Origin of the sequence: Rhodococcus sp. NPDC079359, from assembly GCF_040702585.1 — a bacterium.
GTDB lineage: Bacteria > Actinomycetota > Actinomycetes > Mycobacteriales > Mycobacteriaceae > Rhodococcoides.
Map to the genome: position 1 here is coordinate 261,222 of NZ_JBFBLH010000007.1, position 18,824 is coordinate 280,045.

General features: G+C 64.5%; 18 protein-coding genes. 11 read left to right on the forward strand and 7 right to left on the reverse strand.

What is annotated here, in order from left to right; translation table 11 throughout:
- Positions 1-192: 192 nt before the first annotated feature.
- Positions 193-2,463, reverse strand: coding sequence for an ATP-dependent DNA ligase (locus AB0362_RS18400; RefSeq protein WP_149406865.1), 2,271 nt, complete (start codon positions 2,461-2,463; stop codon positions 193-195).
- 59 nt (positions 2,464-2,522) lie between these two features.
- On the opposite strand from AB0362_RS18400, the gene AB0362_RS18405 reads away from it, so the two are divergent.
- On the forward strand, positions 2,523-2,951 hold the full coding sequence (locus tag AB0362_RS18405) for an SRPBCC family protein (RefSeq protein ID WP_179272040.1): 429 nt from the start codon (positions 2,523-2,525) through the stop codon (positions 2,949-2,951).
- 159 nt (positions 2,952-3,110) lie between these two features.
- Here AB0362_RS18405 and AB0362_RS18410 read toward each other — a convergent pair whose 3' ends face one another.
- Together AB0362_RS18410 and AB0362_RS18415 are read right to left on the reverse strand one after the other, a co-directional pair.
- Entirely contained in the window at positions 3,111-3,515 is a 405-nt protein-coding gene (locus AB0362_RS18410; protein WP_149406866.1) for a hypothetical protein, read from the reverse strand.
- Entirely contained in the window at positions 3,508-3,888 is a 381-nt protein-coding gene (locus tag AB0362_RS18415) for a hypothetical protein (RefSeq protein ID WP_149406867.1), read from the reverse strand. The genes AB0362_RS18410 and AB0362_RS18415 overlap by 8 nt, the downstream gene beginning before the upstream one ends.
- A 250-nt stretch (positions 3,889-4,138) precedes the next feature.
- On the opposite strand from AB0362_RS18415, the gene AB0362_RS18420 reads away from it, so the two are divergent.
- The 8 genes from AB0362_RS18420 to AB0362_RS18455 are packed head-to-tail and all read left to right on the forward strand — an operon-like array spanning position 4,139 to position 11,506.
- Complete coding sequence (locus AB0362_RS18420) at positions 4,139-4,663, forward strand: MSMEG_0572/Sll0783 family nitrogen starvation response protein (RefSeq protein ID WP_068048684.1); 525 nt, start codon at positions 4,139-4,141, stop codon at positions 4,661-4,663.
- Between the two features lie 9 nt (positions 4,664-4,672).
- On the forward strand, positions 4,673-5,728 hold the full coding sequence (locus AB0362_RS18425) for an MSMEG_0568 family radical SAM protein (protein ID WP_149406868.1): 1,056 nt from the start codon (positions 4,673-4,675) through the stop codon (positions 5,726-5,728).
- Positions 5,715-7,145 (forward strand): MSMEG_0567/sll0787 family protein, encoded by a 1,431-nt coding sequence (locus tag AB0362_RS18430; RefSeq protein WP_262498485.1) that lies wholly within the window; start codon positions 5,715-5,717, stop codon positions 7,143-7,145. Before AB0362_RS18425 ends, AB0362_RS18430 begins: the two co-directional genes overlap by 14 nt.
- On the forward strand, positions 7,142-8,035 hold the full coding sequence (locus AB0362_RS18435; protein ID WP_094640561.1) for a carbon-nitrogen hydrolase family protein: 894 nt from the start codon (positions 7,142-7,144) through the stop codon (positions 8,033-8,035). The genes AB0362_RS18430 and AB0362_RS18435 overlap by 4 nt, the downstream gene beginning before the upstream one ends.
- Positions 8,028-8,318, forward strand: a complete 291-nt coding sequence (locus AB0362_RS18440) for an MSMEG_0570 family nitrogen starvation response protein (protein WP_149406870.1) — start codon at positions 8,028-8,030, stop codon at positions 8,316-8,318. Before AB0362_RS18435 ends, AB0362_RS18440 begins: the two co-directional genes overlap by 8 nt.
- Positions 8,315-9,589 carry an MSMEG_0569 family flavin-dependent oxidoreductase gene (locus tag AB0362_RS18445; RefSeq protein WP_366236019.1) on the forward strand — a complete coding sequence of 425 codons (1,275 nt, stop codon included), beginning with the start codon at positions 8,315-8,317 and terminating at the stop codon, positions 9,587-9,589. Before AB0362_RS18440 ends, AB0362_RS18445 begins: the two co-directional genes overlap by 4 nt.
- 7 nt (positions 9,590-9,596) lie before the next feature.
- The gene (locus AB0362_RS18450; RefSeq protein ID WP_037194809.1) at positions 9,597-10,448 is read left to right on the forward strand and encodes a carbon-nitrogen hydrolase family protein; all 852 of its coding nucleotides are present in this window, start codon (positions 9,597-9,599) and stop codon (positions 10,446-10,448) included.
- The gene (locus tag AB0362_RS18455) at positions 10,445-11,506 is read left to right on the forward strand and encodes an MSMEG_0565 family glycosyltransferase (RefSeq protein ID WP_366236020.1); all 1,062 of its coding nucleotides are present in this window, start codon (positions 10,445-10,447) and stop codon (positions 11,504-11,506) included. The genes AB0362_RS18450 and AB0362_RS18455 overlap by 4 nt, the downstream gene beginning before the upstream one ends.
- On the opposite strand, the gene AB0362_RS18460 is transcribed toward AB0362_RS18455, so the two are convergent.
- From AB0362_RS18460 to AB0362_RS18470, 3 genes are read right to left on the reverse strand one after another with little or no spacing between them, the layout of a single operon-like run.
- Complete coding sequence (locus AB0362_RS18460; protein ID WP_366236021.1) at positions 11,488-12,519, reverse strand: adenylate/guanylate cyclase domain-containing protein; 1,032 nt, start codon at positions 12,517-12,519, stop codon at positions 11,488-11,490. The genes AB0362_RS18455 and AB0362_RS18460 overlap by 19 nt on opposite strands.
- The gene (locus AB0362_RS18465; protein ID WP_149406874.1) at positions 12,512-13,939 is read right to left on the reverse strand and encodes an HAD-IB family hydrolase; all 1,428 of its coding nucleotides are present in this window, start codon (positions 13,937-13,939) and stop codon (positions 12,512-12,514) included. Before AB0362_RS18465 ends, AB0362_RS18460 begins: the two co-directional genes overlap by 8 nt.
- Positions 13,936-16,233 (reverse strand): glycerol-3-phosphate 1-O-acyltransferase, encoded by a 2,298-nt coding sequence (locus tag AB0362_RS18470; protein WP_149406875.1) that lies wholly within the window; start codon positions 16,231-16,233, stop codon positions 13,936-13,938. Before AB0362_RS18470 ends, AB0362_RS18465 begins: the two co-directional genes overlap by 4 nt.
- Positions 16,234-16,628: 395 nt before the next feature.
- Between AB0362_RS18470 and AB0362_RS18475 the strand changes: the two genes are divergently transcribed.
- Positions 16,629-17,354, forward strand: coding sequence for a DUF6319 family protein (locus tag AB0362_RS18475; protein WP_366236022.1), 726 nt, complete (start codon positions 16,629-16,631; stop codon positions 17,352-17,354).
- A 66-nt stretch (positions 17,355-17,420) separates the two neighbouring features.
- Complete coding sequence (locus AB0362_RS18480) at positions 17,421-18,077, forward strand: serine protease (protein WP_149406877.1); 657 nt, start codon at positions 17,421-17,423, stop codon at positions 18,075-18,077.
- Between the two features lie 82 nt (positions 18,078-18,159).
- Here AB0362_RS18480 and AB0362_RS18485 read toward each other — a convergent pair whose 3' ends face one another.
- Complete coding sequence (locus tag AB0362_RS18485) at positions 18,160-18,822, reverse strand: TetR/AcrR family transcriptional regulator (RefSeq protein ID WP_366236023.1); 663 nt, start codon at positions 18,820-18,822, stop codon at positions 18,160-18,162.
- Positions 18,823-18,824 lie beyond the last annotated feature (2 nt).

An 18,824-nucleotide genomic window follows, 5' to 3' on the forward strand; every position in this document is an offset into this window, starting at 1 on the left:
GAGCGCTGCGGTGATCTGGCAAGCCCCCATAGAGCCGGCCCGCAAACCGTTATAGCTGACGACTCGTGACTTGTTACGCTCCCCCGGAAACGATGTGCGCCACGGTACGCATCCGCTCATTTTATGGCAACCGAACGTTACCTATGCTCGTTTCTTCGGTAGAAATCAAGTATTCGACCGAGGGCATTCTTGTCATTCCTGACGCACCGCCTTCGGTTCCTTGTCCGGGCGCAGACCGCGCCAGCTCGGATGCCGCAGATGGCCGGATTCCGTGGCCTCGTAGAACCGGACCTCGCCGACGAGTACAGGCTCGACCCACACCGCTCCGTTCCGATCGGCCGGGGGCAACACCGAGGAGAAGGGACTGTCCGACGCCTCGAGAGGGGCCAGGAGGGCACCGAGCGTATCGAGCGCACGATCGTCGAACCCGGTTCCGACGCGTCCCACGTAGCGCAGTCGCTCCCCGTCGGGGATGCCCATCAGTAACGATCCGAACCCGCCGGAACGGCGACCCTGTCCCCGACGCCACCCACCGATGACGACTTCCTGGGTGCGCCAGTTCTTGAACTTGATCCAGGTGTGGGCGCGCTTGCCGGGTTGGTAGACGGAGTCGGTGCGTTTGGCGACGACACCTTCCCAGCCCCGCTCTCTGCTTTCGGCGATGGCATCCGCAGCGGTCCCCGTCAGTCGTGGTGGCACCAGCACGGAGTCGAGTCCGGTGGTGAGAAGTTCGAGCAACCGTCGTCGATCCGAGTACTTCTTGCGCAGCAGTGACGTGCCGTCGAGGTGAAGCAGATCGAACGCGATGAATCGGATCTCGTCACGGGTCGCGTTCTGCAGTTTCTCGAAGCTGCTGACACCGCTGTCGTCGAACACGACGACTTCCCCGTCGACGACGGCGTCGTGCTCGGCAAGGTCGTCGGCGAACGATTGGAGTGCACCGAATTTCTCGGTGTAGTCGTTACCGCTTCGCGTGCGCAGCGTCATCGAGCCGTGCGTCAGTTCGGCGACGATGCGGAACCCGTCCCACTTGCCCTCGAACGACCACTCGTCGTTCGGAAGATCGCGGATGTCGCCTGCGGTGGCGAGCATCGGTGAGATGTTCTTGGGCTCGGGCTTGTCGGGTGCGTCTTTCATCAGGTGCATCAACCACTGGCTGCCCTTGGTGCGGATCAGCGCGAACCGCCCGCGCGCCTTCTGTCCGTGCAGGACGACGATGACTTCGTCGTCTCGCCACTTCTCGAGTTCGTAGGTTCCGCTGTCCCAGATCGTGACGTCGCCGCCGCCGTACTCGCCCTTGGGTATTCGTCCGGAGAATGTCGCGTATTCGAGCGGGTGGTCCTCGGTGTGTACCGCCAGTCGATTCTGCTGCGGGTCGACCGGGATGTTCTTCGGAACGGCCCACGACACCAGGACGCCGTCGTGTTCGAGTCGGAAGTCGTAGTGCAGCCGTCGGGCATGATGTTCTTGAATGACGAAGGTGTCGTTGTTGCCCTGCGGCTCGGTGGTGGTCGGTATCGGCTCGGGAGTCTTGTCGGCGCTGCGCATGCTGCGGTACTTGACGAGTTTGTCGGTGGTAGCGCTACTTTCGGGTGCCGACTCCATGGTGGGGTCCAGTTCTGCCAGTAGATCGCCCAGGTCACGGAATCGCTCGAGCACCTCCTCGAACCGAAGCTGTTGCAGGCCCGTCGCTTCCAGCTCGTCCCACGTGCGTGGTGCTGCGACGGTGGGTAGGGTTCGCCCGCGTAGCGAGTACGGGGCGACCGTCGTCTTCTTGCCGTTGTTCTGGCTCCAGTCGACGAACACTCGACCGGTTCGCTTTGCCTTCGCCATCGTTGCCGTCACCCGGTCCGGAGAGCGCTCTTCCAGCAGCGTGGCAACACGTTTGGCGACGGTGGAGGCCCCCGAGGTCGACAGCGGTTTCTCCAGCGGGACGTACAGGTGAATTCCCTTGCTGCCGCTGGTGACCGGATACGCGGTCATCCCGATATCGCCGATCAGATCCCTTATCTCGCAGGCGACTTCGGCGCACCGGGCGAGATCCACGTCGTCACCGGGATCGAGGTCGAAGACCATGCGGGTGGCGGGGCCGGGATCGTTGCCGTCGAATCGCCACTGTGGCACATGCGCTTCGATGGCCGCCTGCTGGCCGAGCCACGCGAGATCGGCTGCGGTGGAGAACAGTGGGTAGGTGACGACGCGGTCGGAATGCTGCATCGAACGTCGATCGAGCCAGTCGGGGGCAGACGCAGCGAGGTTCTTCTCGAAGAACGACGACTGGTCGACGCCGTTGGGCCAGCGCTTACGGGTCACGGCTCGGCCGACGAGGTGCGGGAGCATGGCGGGTGCGATGGCAACGTAGTACTCGATGATGTTGCCCTTGGTGGTGCCGGTTTCGGGGAACAGCACTTTGTCGAGGTTGGTGACGGAGACCTTCCGACCCTCGATCTCGAGCGTGGCCATCGTCATAGGTTAACGGCCGCCGTCTGAAGATGCGGGGGAGTTGTGACAGGCTCGAATACATGGCGACGATCAGTGTCTCGGTACAGATGCCCGAAAATCCGCAGGGCGCGTGGGACAAAGCTTCCGCGCTCGATCGGTTCGACGAGTGGATGACCATTCACGGTGGATGGTGCAGCCCACCGCCGAAGAAGGTCGGCAAGGGCACCGAGGTGGAGTCGCTGGTCAAGGTCAAGGGCTTCAAGAACACGATCAACTGGACCTTCACGGAGTACGAAGAGCCGAAGTTGATCGAGATGTCCGGCCGCGGCAAGGGCGGGGTGCGGATCTCGCTGACGGTCCATGTGCGTGAGGCCGAGGGTGGTTCGGAGCTGACACTCGACGCGAAGTTCGGCGGGGGTGTGCTGTTCGGTCCGGTGGGATCGGTGGTGGCGCGGGCGCTGGACACCGATGTCAAGAAATCCGTTGCGAACCTGGCGGCGTTGAGCTGACAGGTACCTGCTGAAGTAGCTGCACGACAACCTCTTCCAGCCCCGCATCGATGTTTCGGTGCGGGGCTGGAGACTGCATGGGATGCTCCACTCAAGGCCTCGATCGAGAGATTCCCCGCGTGCGACCCGTCCGAGTGGAGCAAAAATTGCGGAAGACCCCTACCGCTGCCGAGTCTTTCGCAACCACCACAGTCCCGCGATGGGGAGCACTACCGGGATGAAGACGTAGCCCGATCCGAAGTGCGACCACACCGTCGGCTCCGGGAAGTCCTGGGGCTGGATGTAGCTGAGGGCACCGATGCCGACGACTCCGACGAGTTCGATGATGCAGGACACCGTCACCACGCGTCGGGATGCCTCGGTTGCTCGGGCCAGTCCTACCGTGGCCACGATGTAGACCACCGCCGCGAAAGCCGACAGCAGATACGCGATCGGGGCGTCGTCGAATCGAGTGGCGAGCTGAACGATCGAGCGTGCTGTCGCCGCGACGGCGAACACGGCGTAGACGGCGATCAGGAAGCGCCCGAATCCGGTGCGCGTTGCTTGCTGGAGGTTGTCAGGCATATCCGGCCCAGATCTGGCTCAGGCGCAGCACCATGGCCGCGAGGGTGAGGACGGCAACGAGCAGTACCGCGGTGCCGCCGCGGGAGCGGTCGCCAAGGGACCACCACGTCCCGAGCGGAAGCAGAAACAGCAGTCCGACGAGGTAGGACCCGAACGTCAGCCGGTGTATGTCTCGATCCGAGGTGAACATCATGACGAATCCGATGACGGCCTGCAGCGCGACGACGGCCTCGGTGGCAGCGATGGTCCAGAACAGGGCTCGATCGGACTTGTTCTTGAGCAGGACCGGTCGGTTCATGGCGAGCTTCGCGAGCACCCAGATGCCTACGACCAGGGACAACGCGTACAACAAGCCGGTGACGGCGCCGATCATCGAGTTCCTCGTCAAGTTCGGAGTGGATGGGTGGTTCGACCTCCACACTATCCGCGTAACGCCACGTCAACACTGTGAGGCCCTCGAAACACGGCGTTGTTCCGGGTGTGACCAATCGGAAATGGATGGGGCTTGTACTTGTTCCATGCCCGCAGAGGATCTGCTCTCTCGCCGGACATGACCTTTCTTCCCACGGTGGCCACAGGCGTCCACCTCATCCAGCCAGCTCTGCGAACTTCAGGAGACACCCGTGTCAGACATCGACCAGGCCATCGCCGAGAACATCAAGAAGTCGCTCGAAGAGATTCCGCACCCCTCACTCCCCAAGGGCAGCAACATCTACGGCTCCACCAAGATCTTCCCCGACTACAAGGCCGAGAACGGCGAGAGCTACTTCACGCTGGTGCACGGCATCGCACACGAGTCGTCGGTCTCCTTCGTCGCTGTGCTCCAGGCCACCCGCGCTCTGCGCAAGGGCTTCGAGTCCGCCATGTACTTCTACGGCCCCGGCGCTATCAATTGCCTTGCCACTCGGGGCTTTCCGACGACCGGTGACTCCGGCTTCCCGGGCGAGCAGAACATCAACGATTCGCTCGCGACATTCATCGCCGAGGGCGGCACCGTGTTCTGCTGCCGCTTCGGGCTCGCACTGCACGGTGGCCGCGAAGAGGACCTCATCGAGGGCGTCATCCCGGCCCACCCCCTGGACGTGCAGGACGCGTTGATCCACTACGCGCGCAAGGGTGCCATCATCAATTCGACCTACATGGTCTAGGGGATCCCGATGTCCATCTCTACACGCGTGGATCTGGCGTTGCTCGGAATTCGAGGAGCAACGCCGGTGTCCAGAACTGCCGGTGCAGGCCCGAGTGACGATGGACATGTCCGCATCGATGGCCTCGGCGCAGCCATCCCCCGCAATCCGCTCAGCCCGTACGTTCTCGAAGAGGGTCGAGTGTTGTTCGACGGCAACGACATCGGACTCGATGTTCAGGCCGTCGATCGCCCGAAGTTCTACGACCTCGCCACCGCCGACGGCGTCGCCTACGAGAAGATCGCCAAGCTGCACGGCTCCAGCGTCCTCGCTACGACAGTGGTGCAGACGTGCATCCGCTACGACGCCGACCAGCGGTGTCGCTTCTGCTCCATCGAGGCCTCGCTCGAGGCCGGCGACACCATCGCGGTCAAGACCCCGGCGCAGTTGGCCGAGGTGGCCGAGGCGGCGGTGCGACTCGACGGCGTCACACAGATGGTCATGACGACGGGCACCTCGGCTGCAAAGGACCGCGGTGCTCGCCACTTGGCCCGATGCGTGCGCGCGATCAAGGCGGTGGTTCCACAGCTGCCGATCCAGGTGCAGTGCGAACCTCCCGGCGATCTGCAGACGATCCAAGATCTGTACGACGCCGGAGCCGAATCCATCGGCATCCACGTCGAATCTCTCGACGACGACGTTCGACGCCGGTGGATGCCGGGCAAGGCCTCGGTCTCGATGGACGAGTACCGCGCGGCGTGGAAAGAAGCGGTTCGTGTCTTCGGACGAAACCAGGTTTCGACTTACATCCTGGTGGGACTCGGTGAGGATCCCGACGAATTGGTCGCAGGCGCAGCAGAACTGATCGAGATGGGGGTCTACCCCTTCGTGGTTCCGTTCCGGCCGCTGGCCGGAACGTTGGCAGTGGACATCGACCGAGCGACGGCCCCCGGCCGAGACGTTCTCGAAAACGTCACCCGACGCGTCGCCAAGGAACTTCAGGCCGCGGCGATGCTCGGATCCGAACAGAAGGCAGGCTGCGCGGCATGCGGTGCGTGCAGCGTTCTGCAGAATGCGGGAGGCTGACATGTTCGGTGTCGTGGAACTGGGCGACCTTGCCGGATTGTCCGGTACTGCAACCACTGTCGTCGAGCCCGGGTTCATCGTCCAGCCGTGCGGAAGTACAGCGGAGCTCGACGCCTATCGTGCACTCCGGAGGGCGACCTTCGTTGCCGAACAGGGCTTGTTCGCCGGCACCGATCAGGACGACATCGACGACGACCCTCGAGCAGTCGTTCTGGTCGCCACCGATCGGGACGGCACCGTGCTCGGCGGAGTGCGGCTGGCACCCTGCACCGCGGCGGATCTGGGGTGGTGGGCGGGAAGCCGGCTCGTGGTCGCTGCTTCGGCGCGCACCTCCGGCGTCGGGCCTGCCCTTGTTCGGGCTGCCTGCGCTCACGCCGAGAGCAGAGGTGTTCTTCGATTCGACGCGACTGTGCAGAAGAGCAACGAGCAACTGTTCACCCGCCTCGGGTGGATTCGCCGCGGCGACGTCGTGGTGGCCGACACTCCGCACGTGGCGATGTACTGGCCGATCGACCGGATCGAACGGCTCGTCTCCTCGACCAAGGCGATGCTCGCCGGGGTACTCGCACCTCTCCGGGCGCAGCCACTCGGACTCGGTGCCAAAGGCTTTCGCGGAGACGACGGCGTTCCGGTACCGGGGAGCGACATGATCGCTGCGTGCGATGCCATCATCCCGTCCATGGTCGATCGCGACCCCGAGTGGGCCGGCTGGTGTGCCGCGCTGGTCAATCTGAACGACCTCTCGGCGATGGGTGCCCGAGCAGTCGGCATGCTCGATTCCGTCGGCGCACCCACGCAGAGTCGGCTGACCCGCATCATCCGGGGTCTCGCCAATGCCTCTGCAGCGTGGCAGGTTCCGGTGCTCGGAGGCCACACCCAGGCCGGGGTGCCGTCGTCGCTGTCGGTCACCGCACTCGGCCGGACCTCGCGACCGGTGCCGGCCGGTGGCGGTGGCGTCGGCGATCGGTTGACGCTCACCGCAGACATCGAAGGCGAGTGGCGACGCGGATACCATGGTCAGCAATGGGATTCGTCGTCTCGTCGGAACTCCGACGAACTGACGGCCATGGCGACGTTCGTTTCCCGCACCGCACCCAAGGCCGCCAAGGACGTCTCGATGGCAGGCCTGGCGGGTACCACCGGAATGCTGGCCGAGGCGAGCGGGACGGGTGCAGTACTCGACGTCGCCTCGATACCGAAGCCCGACGCAGCGTCGATGGGCGAATGGATCACGTGTTTTCCAGGGTTCGCGATGATCACCGCGGACCGTCCCGGTGCACCCACTGCACCGTCCGGACCTGCGCTGTCCGCAGTCTGCGGAGAGCTCACCGACATTCCGGGCGTCGCACTGCGATGGCCCGACGGAATCACCACTCGCGCGGTCACGTCCACCGTGACCGGATTGGGAGAAGCATGACCACCCACCCGAAGCCCATCACCATTTCCGTCGCCGCAGCCGAATTCGGACGCGACATGGAACAGGGCTACGCCACCATCGCCGCGTTGCTCGAGGAATCGCGCAATCGCGGTAGCCAACTGCTCGTCCTGCCCGAGGCCTGCCTCGGCGGCTACCTGCCGAGTCTCGGCGGGGGTGACGAGACCGAGGAATCGCGGCAGCGTCGACTCAAAGCCCTGCCGCCGGCCCTCGAACTCGACGGCCCCGAGATCAGACGAGTCATCGACATGGCCGGTGACACCGTCATCACGTTCGGCTTCTGCGAGAAGGACGGCGATACCCGCTACAACGCCGCAGTGACGGTCGACGGCAGTGGAATCCTCGGCTCGTACCGCAAGGTGCACCAGCCGCTGGGTGAAAATCTCTGCTACGACGCGGGAGACAGCTACTCCGCCTTCGACACTCCGATCGGCCGCATGGGGATGCAGATCTGCTACGACAAGGGATTTCCAGAGGCAGCAAGGGAACTCGCCCTCGACGGTGCCGAGATCGTCGCCTCCATCTCGGCCTGGCCGACGGCCCGCACCGCCACTGTCGAGAACATGGAAGAGGACCGCTGGAAGCAGCGGTTCGACATCTACGACCGCGCCCGCGCTCTCGAGAATCAGATCATCTGGGTCGCAGCCAATCAGGCAGGTACCTTCGGATCTCTCCGATTCGTCTGCAGCGCAAAGATCGTCGGGCCCGGCGGGGAGATTCTCGCCGGCACGGGCGTCGAACCGGGCTTGGCCACGGCCACCGTCGACGTCGCTGCCCTCATCGGCGCAGCACGTGGCGGCGGCATGTACAACCTTCGTGATCGTCGGCCGTCCGTGTACCGGACCATCACCAAGGAGCCGATCCATGCCTGAGATGTCGTTCCTCGTTCGATGGCCCGACGGACGCGAACAGTCCTGCTATTCACCGTCTCTGGTGATGCACGACTACCTGACGCCCGGCCAGGACTACCCGGTGGCGGAGTTCGTGCAACGGACGTCGGAGGCGTTGACGATCGCCAGCGATCGAGTGCTCGCCAAGTTCGGCATGCGGTGCACCTCGGCCGCACAACAGATGGAGGAGATTCACGGTGTCAGTGCCTCGTACGAGGCCGGTGCCGTTCGCGTACTGAGCATGTCGGGAGCTGAATTGCTATGACGGAGAATCACAGTGGAATAGAAAACTACTCGGTGATCGTCATCGGCGGCGGACAGGCCGGCCTGTCCATCAGCTGGCATCTGACTCAGCGTGGCATCGAACATGTGGTGTTGGAGCGTGAGACGATCGCGCACGAGTGGAAGGACTCCCGCTGGGACAACTTCACCCTCGTTACTCCGAACTGGCAGTGCGCGCTCCCCGGGTACTCCTACGACGGTGACGATCCCGACGGATTCATGCAGCGTGACGAGGTGTACGCCTTCGTACGCCGCTACGCGGAAAGCTTCGATGCACCGGTCCGAGAGCACGTTTCGGTCGATCAGGCACTTCAGTCGGTGGCGGGTGGCTTCGACCTCCAGACTTCCGCCGGCCCCATGCATGCCGATCAGATCGTCGTCGCCGTCGGTGGGTACCACATCCCCACAATCCCGAGGTTCGCCGAGAAGCTTCCCCGTGACATCGTCCAGATCCACTCCTCCGAATACCGCGGGTCACACCAGTTCCCTGACGGCGACGTGCTGGTGGTCGGCACCGGCCAGTCCGGTGCCCAGATTGCCGAGGACCTGCACCTCGACGGCCGCCGCGTCCATCTGGTGGCGGGCACCGCTCCCCGCGTCGCGCGCTTCTATCGCGGCCGCGACTGTGTCGCCTGGTTGCACGACATGGGGGTTTACGATGTCTCCATCGAAGATCAACCCGGCGGCGTCGGCAAACGCGAGAACACGAACCACTACGTCACCGGACGTGACGGTGGTCGAGACATCGACCTGCGCGCATTCGCCACCGAGGGCATGAAACTCTACGGCCGCCTACTGGGAGTCGAGGACGGCGTTCTGCAGTTCGCGCCCACCCTCAAGGCATCCCTCGACGCTGCGGACCGCGTGGCCGAGAGCATCAAGGACAACATCGACGCCTACATCAAGCGCGAGGGAATCAGCGCGCCGAGCGAGGAGCGTTACGTTCCGGTGTGGCGTCCGGAGACCGAGACCACCGAACTCGACCTCGTCGCCGCCGATATCAAGGCCGTCGTCTGGTCCGTCGGCTTCCGTACCGATTATCGCTGGCTGAAGGTCGGCGCGTTCGACGGCGAGGGCCACCCGACGCACAACCGCGGCGTCACCTCGGTGTCCGGCCTGTACTTCCTCGGTCTGCCGTGGCAGCACACCTGGGGTTCGGGGCGATTCGCCTCGGTGGCGAGGGACGCTGCGTTCCTCGCCGATCAGATCGGTCTCGAGATCAGTGCCGCACAACCCCAGAGTCAGATGGTCTGAGCTTCTCGTGGCCCCCATCAAGATCGGCGCGCTGGCAGCGCATTTCGGGAGAGATGTCGACCGAGCCGTACTGAAGATCACCACGATCATCTCCAGTGCGGCCCGAGAAGGCATCGATCTCCTGGTGCTGCCCGACGCGTCCCTCGGGGGCTACATCAACAGTCTGAGCAATCCGGATCCCGCGGAACTGCCGCCCACCCTCGATCCCGACGGTCCGGAACTGGCGGCGATCATCGCCGCGGCCGGGAACATGACGATCTGCATCGGGTACACCGAGCTGTCGAAAGGACTGCGGTACAACGCTGCCGCCTGTCTGACCGGAGACGGCATCCTGGGTAGTCACCGCAAGGTGCACCAGCCGCTCGGGGAGTCGCTCGCCTACGCGGCCGGTGACCACTTCGAGGCCTTCGACACCCCGGTGGGGCGGATGGGCATGTTGATCGACTACGACAAGACGTTCCCGGAGTCGGCGCGGACGTTGGCGCTCGACGGCGCGAGAATCATTGCGGCCCTGTCTGCGTGGCCCGCCAGCGTCACGGATCGAGCGTCTTCTCTTCCGAACGATCGGCAGTCCCGTCTGTTCGATCTGTACGACGCAGCCCGCGCGGCCGAGAACCAGGTGGTGCTGGTCTCGTCCAATCAAACCGGAGTGATGGGTTCGCTGCGCTTTCTCGGGCAGGCGAAGATCGTCGGCCCCGGTGGCGACGTGCTGGCGCGGACCTGGTCCAAAGGAGGCCTTGCGGTGCACGAGATCGATGTCGACGCCGAAGTCGACCGAGCGCGCCGGGGGCTGCATCACCTGGCCGAGCGTCGAGTGGATGCTTACCCGAATCTGTTGCAGGAGAAGCCGGGTCAGTGAAGATCAGCCTGTCGACCTACTCGTCCAAGCCGCGCGGCGGAGTGGTGCACACACTGGCGCTGGCCGAGGCGCTGGCGCGCGCCGGGCAGGACGTGTCGGTGTGGTCCCTCGGCCGCGGTGGCGACAGTACGTTCTTTCGTGACGTGGACCCCGCCGTCGACATCAGAATGGTCCCGTTCGAGCACCGGGAAGGGGAGAACGTCGGAGAACGAATTCTGCGGTCGATAGATGTTCTGCGGCAGGCGTTCACACCGGAGGAGTACGACATCGTCCATGCGCAGGACTGCATCTCCGCCAATGCCGTCGGCCGCTGCATCAGGACCATCCATCACCTGGACGAGTTCACCACGCCCGAGCTGGCCGCGTGCCACGAACGCGCGATCACCGCCCCGTACGCGCGCATCTGCGTGTCGGCGGCGGTGGCGAGCGACGTTCGCCGCGGATGGGGATTCGAGCCCACGGTCATCCCCAACGGCGTCGACGCCGAGAGGTTCACCGCAGCGGCGCAATCGGGCCGATCGCACTGGCGCGAGAAGCTCGGCCGATACGTGCTCGCCGTGGGAGGTATCGAACCGCGCAAAGGCAGCCTGGATCTGCTCGACGCCTTCGCCCGGCTGCGGGCGCACGACCTGAGATTGGTCTTCGCCGGCGGCGAGACGCTGTTCGACTATCGCGACTATCGCGCGGAATTCGACCGCCGCGCAGCCGAACTCGGTATCGAACCGGTGATACTCGGTACCGTCGACGACGACGAGTTGCCGCATCTCGTGGCACAGGCTGCTGTGCTGCCGTTCTTCTCCACCAAGGAGGGCTTCGGACTGGCCGCCATGGAAGCACTCGCGGCGTCGACTCCCGTCGTCGCGCGAGATCTGCCGGTACTGCGAGAAGTGTTCGGCAACAGCGTCACCTACGCGTCCTCGGCGCAGACCATGGCAGTCGAGCTCGACCGTGCCGTGCGAGAACCGCAGGATCCGCTACCGGGCCTGACGCTGGCGCACAGCCTCACGTGGGACGAGGCTGCGCGTAAACATCTGGAGTTCTACTCCTCGCTCCGGTGACCGCTGCGCTTGTTGCGCTTGAGCCGATGGGGCTTGAGCTTGTGGAAACCCTTGACCCTTAGTGAGCGAATCGATTTGAGGTAGAACTCGGAGTCGTGACGCAGTTCCTCGGTCATGACGGTGTCGACGAGAGTCGTTCCCGGATTGGCCGAACTGGTCAGGCGCGCAGCGATGTTGACCACCGACCCGTACAGATCACCGTAACGCGCGAGAACCGGCCCCCAGGCCAGCCCGACCCGCAGGTCCGGCATGTCTTCCTGTTCGGCGAACGCGTCCTGCAGGTCGAGGGCGATGTGGGCGGCGTCCTCGGGAGTCTGCGCGCTGAACATCACCTCGTCGCCGACGTTCTTGATCACCGAACCACGACCGCGCGCAATGATATTGGTGGCGAGAGACTCGAACTCCTCGAGGAGCGTGGTCAGTTCGCCGATATCGAGTCGACGCGTCAGGCTGGTGTAGCCGACCATGTCCGCGAAGCCGACGGCCATGACGGGGCTGTCGGTGGCGTCGTCGGGAGCGGCGATGGACCGTCCGGCCGCCGCGGCCAAGTGCCGTCGCCAGGTGTACGCCTGGAGCGCTTCGAGGGTGGGGACCGTCTCGGCAGCGATATCCCTGGCGTTGTGCCGGATGGCGTCGATGTCGTTCTGGTCCTCGTCGCTGCTGGTGATGCGCTCGAGGATGTGAGAGTTCACCACGCCCACTTGCCATTCCGCGAGTCTGGACATCGACTGGCCGAGAGTGCGCGCGATCGCGACCTCCATCTCGGGCTTGATGACCTTCTGCTCGGTGAGTCCGGTGATCAACTTCAGTGCCTCGAGGTCCGCATCGGTGTAGACGACGGCCTCGGTATCGGTGTGGATGGGAAAGCCCATGCCGATCCACAGCGCGATGACCCGTTCGAGCGGCAACCCCGACCTGTCGACGATGTCGGACCGGGTGTACTTCGGAGTGCCCCCCAGAAGATTGCGTTCGATCTCCGCTTGCACCACCGAGTGGATCTGGTTCTCAGGCATATCCCAACGTTCTGTCGAAATAGGAACGGACATCGTCCACGTACGCGTCGATCTTGTCTGGCTCCCAGTCCGTGGTGGGAATGGGCTCGCCGATGGTGACCTTGACGGTACCGGAATGGACGGTGAAATCCTTTTTCCACATCACGTCACCCGCGTTGTGGATGACGATGGGAACGATGGGGACTCCGGCCTGCATCGCCAGGTGGAAGCCGCCCTTCTTGAATCGGCCGAGACGCGACGTCGGCATCCGCGTGCCCTCGGGCGCGATGGCGACGGAAATGCCACTGTGCAATTTCTCTATGGCCGGACGCATCGCCTCGCGCGCCTGAGAGGGATCACCACGATCGACGTAGGCGACGTCGAAAATCCTGCCGAGCAGTGCGAATCGTGGGTCGCGTTCGAGCTCTCGTTTGGCGACCGCGGTGATGTCCCGTCGAAGAATGGAGGTGACGATGATCGAGTCGGCGGTGCTCTGATGGTTGAACATGAACACGGCAGGCCGCGCCGACCACGCGTTCTCGGTGCCGGTGACGTCGAGCTTGACTCCGGCAATGGTCAGAGCGATGTCCGGCGCAATGGTGCTCGTGATGTTCGCTCCGTTGCGCCTGCTGCGCGTCAGTAACCCGAGGCCGAGGCCGATCGATGCGCTGGCCAGCACCGACCCCAGGGCTGCGGTGCTGCGCACGGCCGAGGTCAGATCGGTGCCGCGCTTGGGGCTCTCCAACGTGAGGGAGGGCCACTTCTTCTTGGCGGCGTAGCGCTGCAGCTCGGGATCCGGGTTGAGGGCGATGGGACGGCCGACGGCCTCGAGCAGTGGAATGTCCTCACCGCCGTTGGAGTAGGCGAAGCAGCCGGCGAGAGCGATTCCCTCACGTTCGGCGTAGTCGATCGCGGCCTGGGCCTTGCGTGGTCCCCACAGCGAATCGCCGACCAGCTCCCCGGTCAGGATGCCGTCGGTGACCACCGGAGTGGTGCACAGCAGTGTCTCGAACATCATGTCCTGCTGTACGGGCAGCGCCTGGTACGGCGTGGCCGAGGTGGCCATCACCAGTCGATGACCGGCGTGACGGTGTGCTTCGACGAGGATGCGGGCCTGTGGGTAGATCATCGGCGCGATCTCGTTGCGGAACAGCGTGTCTGCCTGTTCCATCAGATCGTCTTCCCGACGGCCCTCCAGGCCCCGGACGGCCTTGCCCATCAGGTTGTCGACCGGGGAGTTGCGCATCCGCATCTCGACGACGGCACTCGATATCTCCCACAGTTCCTTGACCGTCACGTCGAGAGTCTTGAGCCGTTCGAGAAATACTGCACGGGCGGAGAACCCGTTGATCAGGGTGCCGTCCAGATCGAAGAACGCAACGGTGTCTCGGCCGGGTGGAGCGGCGGCGATCGCGATCAGTCGATCGTCGAACTCGGTCATGAATTGTTCTCCTCGGGGGCCGAGATCGGTTCTACCTCGCGCAGCATCTGGTGGGCCATGTCGCGGATCGTGCGTACCTTGCGTGCCCACTCGTCGATCTCGAGCGCGAATGCTCGACGCCGCCGGGCTATACCGTCGGACGTGGAGTCGACGAGATCGCGATTCTCGGCCAATTGCAATGCTGTATCGAACAATTCGCCGGAGATCGACTCGCTGTGATCGAGCTGCTGACGAAGTCGTCTGGCCTGAGCCGCACCGAGGCATTCCGTGATGAACTTCGCCTTGTCGAACTCACCGCTCTGCGGCAGCAACATCAGCTGATCGGCAACCACCTGGTACGCCTCGAAGATCGGCTGCAACACGCGGTGCGCCAGATGCAGATCCTGCGACTGCAGTTGCCGTGCAGCATATTCGGGGTCGCTGATGTTGGCGCGCCAGTCCGGGTCGATGAGATCGACCTCGGATTCGAGCCGTTCGCCGAAGTCCTTCTTGTCGCCGAAGAAGAACTCGAACTTGAGCAGATCACGTAACTGCAGTGCCGACTGCCACAGCGACTCCTGGGTCAGTGGCGTCGAATCGCCGCTGGTCGGCAGCACGACCAACTCGCCGATGGCGCGCATGACGAAGAAGTGGATTGCGTTGTTGCGGAAGAACGCTGCGACCAGATGCTTGTCCTGAGCCAGGTAGAACAGGGGCTCGGGACCGTCGTCGAAACGCTTGACGACGTTGGCGTTGACCTGTGCGATGACGGCCGAGCGCACGACGTCGACGTCGGCGATGTCCACGCCGCCCGCGGTGGGCAGGTTGCGGCGCTTGATGTAGCGGGCGAGCGGGGCGATGATGGCCCACATCTCGTTGACGTTGAGGGCGCGATCCTCGATGCCCAGCAGGGCCATGGTGACCAATGCGGCCGGCGTCACCGGAGTCGCGTCGTTGATCGCGTGCGAGACACCGAGCGCGATCTTCTGCACCGCCACTCGCTTGTCGGAGTTCTCGGCGACGATCGACGCCACCGACATCGGCTCGCCGAAGTTCAGGTACACGTTGCCGCGCAACGTGCCCTGCGCGCGGATGTACCCGATGGCCATCCGAATGCCCTCGGCCTGCTTCTTCGCGCCGTGCGATTCCTCGGCCATCGCACCGACCTCGTGCAGCCGGTCGTAGGTGATGGACGTCGGAACCAGGTACACGTCCTCGGCATCGCTGGTCTCGAGTGCGTCCACCAGATAGGTCAGCAGGCCGAACCGCGGCGGGCGGAGCTTCCCGGTGCGGCTCCGGCCGCCCTCGATGTACCACTCGAGGTTGAACCGCTTGCTCAGCAGGAAGCTCATGTACTGACGCAGCGTCCACTTGTAGATCGCGTCGGAGAACTTGCGCTGGATGAGCACGACGCCACTGCGCTTGGCGATCGGACCCAGCGGCCAGAAGCCGACGTTGATGCCGCCCATGACGTGGTTGAGCGGCAGGCCTTCGGCCAGCAGTGCCGGACGCAGTACGAGCGGGTCGAGATAGGAACGGTGGTTGGGCAGGAACACCAGCGGATAGTTCTTGTTGAGTTCGCGCACCTTCTGCAACTGATCACGGTCCACGTCGACCTTGTACGCCCGGGAGAAGTACGCCCCGAGGGTTCCCCACATCTCGACCGCGCGGCGGGTCTCGGTTGCGACCATCTCACCGAGGATCTCCTGGACGCGGGTGTCGACGGCGTCGCGATCCTGGCCGACCTCCTCCGCGAGTTCGGTGATTCCGTCCCGGAACTTCTTCTGTTCCGTCATGTCCTCGACGACGAATCGCGGGATCTTGTACTCGGAGCCGATGACGCCGCGCTCGGCCTTGTCCAGCGCCAGACTGGCCTGACGAAGAATGAACGACGACAGGGACGTGCCGCCGCCGCGCTCGAACCGGTCCTGCAGATCACTGAGAGTCGCGGGCTCACCGACCAACACCGCGGAGTGGTCCGGGTCGTCGCCTGCCACCCATCGCTGCCACACCTGCGTTGGCTTGGACCGACCACGGGGCGCGAAGATTCGGTGCAGAATGCCGCTCTTGCGATCGGACAGAGTCACTCGCAGCGGGATCAGCAGCGGATCGTCGGCGTAGCCGCGAACACTGTCCGACAGTGACGTTTTCGCCTCACCGGAGAGCACCACCGAGGGTGGTCGCGGTTCGCCGTCCGGCGTGGTGGCGTCGATCCACTGATTCAGAGCCTGAACCTCGAGGGTGGATTTGGCGTCGAGCAAATACACGTGCGGACCGTCGCTGAGCGACTGTTCGTCCGCGTCGAGGTGGTACATCGAAACTCCTGTTCCGTACCTTCGCAAGGAGGCACGCCGCCAGGCTACGCGGCAGAAACCGTGTGCGAGGGCGGTTCGGTGAGGTGGTTCCGGGACGCCGATGTCGCCGAGAGTCGCGCGGCTACTGGCGGGTACCCCGGTGGGGTCGATGGCACCTCGAGTGCGCGCGCGGCGCGCAGGCCGGCTGTCGTATACAGTGAGAGGCATCGGCTTTCTCGGCCAACCAAATCTAAGTGTTAATCCAAGTTACAGTTACTTGTGGTTACAGTTACTTGGATTAACAGATAACCCCCTCCCGATACGCCGATCCGACGCGCCCTGCGCTGCCCCGGCCGCATCTCACCTGCAAGTGTGCGACAGTATTCGCAAACACTTTCGAGAAAGGCCGGTAGTCGATGCCACCCCGTGGGCGCGCCGTGAACGATTCGTTGACTCCCGAGAATCTGACGGCTCTGGCCGCGGCGCTCGCCGAGGGGCGTCGGGCCACAGTCTATCTTCGTGAACCCAACCCAAGTCTGGGCCTGCCCGAGGGTACGTCGGCGAAGGTCGTGTCGATCGACGGCACCACGGTCACCATCAGCCCGAAGGGTGTCAACGACGAATTGCCCTACGAGGCAGAGGAACTGCGCATCACTCGCAACGCGGCAACTCCGCCTGCGCCGGCCAAGCGCGTGCCCGCGAAGAAGGTGGCACCGCCTCAGGCGACGCCGGCAAGGAGCGCCGAGGCGATACAGCCGAAACCTGTGGTGGTTCGGCCCGACGCCGAACCGGCACAGCCCAAGACGGTGGCGGAACGCCCCAAGGCCGTGCAACCGCCGAGTCCGGCTCCCCGTCGAGCCAAGAAGGCACCGGGCGGCGTCAGCGTCACCATTCATGCCGGGGCCGACAACGATTGGTCGGTCACGGTCACCCAGGGGGCGAAGCGGCCCACCAAATCGCAACCGGTGAGCCCCGAGTCGGTGAGCCGCGCTGTTCGGGAATTGGGCGATCCCACCGCACGCGACGCAGTCGAGGCCGTCATCTCCCACGCGCGCGAGGAGGCCGCTCGGCGCGTCGCGGAACTGAGCCGACAACTCGAGGAGGCGCGCACCACCCTCGCAGCCCTCGAGCAGGACGTATGAGCGACTCGCTCGTGTTCGTACACCTGTTGTTGCTAGGGTTCTGCCGACACCGCTGAGAGGGAGTACATGTTCAAGAAATTCATGCTCGTCGTCGTGGGGGCGGCTGCAATCGTAGCCAGCGTCGGCGTGGGGACCGCATCCGCGGCCACTCCAGCTGCTCTCGGCGGCGGCTCGGGAATCATCGTCGGAGGTCAGGCGGAGTGCACGCTGACGACGATCGGAAACGACCGCAACGGAAACCTCGTCGGCTTCACCGCAGGCCACTGCGGCCAGGCAGGCGCTTCCATCGTCCCCGAGTACGACACCTCCCTCGGTGAGGTCGGCCGCATCGCGTTCTCCAATCCGGAATTCGACTACGCCCTGATCGAATTCCAGCGTGACAAGGTCGCACCGATCAATCGCGTCGGCAACGTGACCATCTCGCAGGTCGGCCCGCCGACGGCGTTCCCGAACATCGTCTGCAAGGAAGGCCGAACCACCGGCAACACCTGCGGACTCGCCTACGGCGACATCCTGCAGTCGCAGGAGACCTGGGCTCAGCTGTGCGTCGTCGAAGGTGACTCGGGCAGCCCGGTCGTCGTCGGCAACACCCTCGTCGGCATGGTCAATGCCTACCTCGGCGTGGCGTGCTTCGGACCCGAGGTCGGCACCAACTTCGACGCGATCCTCCGCAACGTCGATCAGGGCAACGGACTCGGCGCAGGATTCGTCCCGGCTCCCTAGATCCACCCGTTTTCGGCCGAAGGCCCCGTTCGCGCAACACACCGCGACGGGGCCTTCGTCGTGCGTGGGGTCGGTACTGCTCTCAGCGGGCGCGGGCGGACGACCGAACATCTGCGACTATGCGTTCCGCGTCGTCCGGTGCGATTCCCAATAGCACCAGGCTCGACGTCGTCGCCGCTCCGGCGGGGTCGCCGATCAATCCTGCGTTGGTGGCGTCGAGGATCGACAGCGCAATGGCCTCGATGTTGAGGATCAGCACCTCGGCGGCGAGGTACGAGGAGAACACACCCTCGCGCTGTCCCCGTCGGATGACCGCGGCAGCCGACTCGCGCATCGGAGTCAGTAGATCGTGAATGCTGTTGTGTCCCAGATCGGACCGTGCGACCGCGAGTAACAGCCGGTACTGATCTCCGACGCGGGCCAGGGCCAGTGTCTGCCGAACGAACACCGTCACCGCCGATTCGTCTGCGGCAGGAACGCGGTTGAGCGCAGCCGAAATTCGTTCCGCTGCCTCCACGGCCATACCGTCGATCAACGCTTCGCGAGAAGCGAAGTGGGCGTACACGGTTCGCCGGACCACTCCCGCAGCGGCGGCGACGTCGTTGATGGTCGCATCGGGATTGTCCGCCAGCACTCCTTGCGCAACGTGCAGAATTCGCGCTCGATTGGATCGGGCGTCACGTCGTTGCACGGGCGGCGCAGCTGCGTCCCGTGCAATCGAACTCGACTCCGTCGTCTTACGCACAG

Bases quoted from the DNA above. Each gene is read 5' to 3' on its own strand.
- AB0362_RS18400 (WP_149406865.1), bottom strand. From the start codon at position 2,463: ATGGCCACGCTCGAGATCGAGGGTCGGAAGGTCTCCGTCACCAACCTC.
- AB0362_RS18405 (WP_179272040.1), top strand. From the start codon at position 2,523: ATGGCGACGATCAGTGTCTCGGTACAGATGCCCGAAAATCCGCAGGGC.
- AB0362_RS18410 (WP_149406866.1), bottom strand. From the start codon at position 3,515: ATGCCTGACAACCTCCAGCAAGCAACGCGCACCGGATTCGGGCGCTTC.
- AB0362_RS18415 (WP_149406867.1), bottom strand. From the start codon at position 3,888: ATGATCGGCGCCGTCACCGGCTTGTTGTACGCGTTGTCCCTGGTCGTA.
- AB0362_RS18425 (WP_149406868.1), top strand. From the start codon at position 4,673: ATGTCCATCTCTACACGCGTGGATCTGGCGTTGCTCGGAATTCGAGGA.
- AB0362_RS18430 (WP_262498485.1), top strand. From the start codon at position 5,715: ATGCGGGAGGCTGACATGTTCGGTGTCGTGGAACTGGGCGACCTTGCC.
- AB0362_RS18435 (WP_094640561.1), top strand. From the start codon at position 7,142: ATGACCACCCACCCGAAGCCCATCACCATTTCCGTCGCCGCAGCCGAA.
- AB0362_RS18440 (WP_149406870.1), top strand. From the start codon at position 8,028: ATGCCTGAGATGTCGTTCCTCGTTCGATGGCCCGACGGACGCGAACAG.
- AB0362_RS18445 (WP_366236019.1), top strand. From the start codon at position 8,315: ATGACGGAGAATCACAGTGGAATAGAAAACTACTCGGTGATCGTCATC.
- AB0362_RS18460 (WP_366236021.1), bottom strand. From the start codon at position 12,519: ATGCCTGAGAACCAGATCCACTCGGTGGTGCAAGCGGAGATCGAACGC.
- AB0362_RS18465 (WP_149406874.1), bottom strand. From the start codon at position 13,939: ATGACCGAGTTCGACGATCGACTGATCGCGATCGCCGCCGCTCCACCC.
- AB0362_RS18470 (WP_149406875.1), bottom strand. From the start codon at position 16,233: ATGTACCACCTCGACGCGGACGAACAGTCGCTCAGCGACGGTCCGCAC.
- AB0362_RS18475 (WP_366236022.1), top strand. From the start codon at position 16,629: ATGCCACCCCGTGGGCGCGCCGTGAACGATTCGTTGACTCCCGAGAAT.
- AB0362_RS18480 (WP_149406877.1), top strand. From the start codon at position 17,421: ATGTTCAAGAAATTCATGCTCGTCGTCGTGGGGGCGGCTGCAATCGTA.